The sequence below is a fragment of the Enterobacter cloacae complex sp. IR5441 genome (genome assembly GCF_049238215.1).
GTDB classification, from domain to species: domain Bacteria; phylum Pseudomonadota; class Gammaproteobacteria; order Enterobacterales; family Enterobacteriaceae; genus Enterobacter; species Enterobacter hormaechei_C.
This window is the reverse complement of the sequence record NZ_JBMKIA010000131.1, coordinates 1-751: the sequence shown is the minus strand read 5'-3', so window position 1 is coordinate 751 and position 751 is coordinate 1. Positions and strand designations below refer to the sequence as shown.

Annotated in this window: 1 pseudogene; it reads left to right on the top strand. The window is 40.5% G+C overall.

From position 1 onward, the window contains the following. Positions 1-115: 115 nt before the first annotated feature. Positions 116-631: pseudogene (locus ACOTX5_RS26720) on the top strand (DUF6904 family protein); the annotation flags it as partial. Positions 632-751 lie beyond the last annotated feature (120 nt).

Genomic DNA, 751 nt, shown 5'->3' with positions numbered 1-751 from the left:
TTCAGGCGAATGCTGTTTACGTGGTTTCTTACTTACGGTTGCTGATTTAGTCATGTGAGATACCTCTGTCTGGGAGTTTACTCACTTAGTCGCGTGTCCACTATTCGCGGGTAGGATCATTATACTGTGGGGAGATTCAGAAGCCCTGAATGAATTACATGAACTCATTCATTACATCGTGGATGAAAGCCCACTGATTAAAGTTAAAGACGGATTTATGTTATCCCTTGCCTATGATATTCGTAAAGCACGGGAAGGTAATCGTCGTGTTGAGCAACATCAGTATGATCAACATGATACATATAAGCTTTATGGTGTTGAGCTTTTATGGCCTCTGGTCCTGGTACAGTCCTCAATACTCAGAAACTCAATGGGTTATATTCAGACAGACAAAAACCAGCTGTCTGTCATGTATGCCTTTGAATACCTGATAGAATCAGCATTAACAGAGTCTGAGAGAACAACGTCGAATGATATTATGCTAACAGTAAAATATGCATCAGACTCTGATTTTAATTTCATTGAGGATAATATTGACAGCAGGTGCTGCTATTTTATCAGCCTATCTCCGGAGCAAAGAAAAAAGCAGTTAATCAGTATTGTTCGTTCTTTTCATTCATTATGGGGTAAGTTGATCCTACCCGCGAATAGTGGACACGCGACTAAGTGAGTAAACTCCCAGACAGAGGTATCTCACATGACTAAATCAGCAACCGTAAGTAAGAAACCACGTAAACAGCATTCGCCTGAA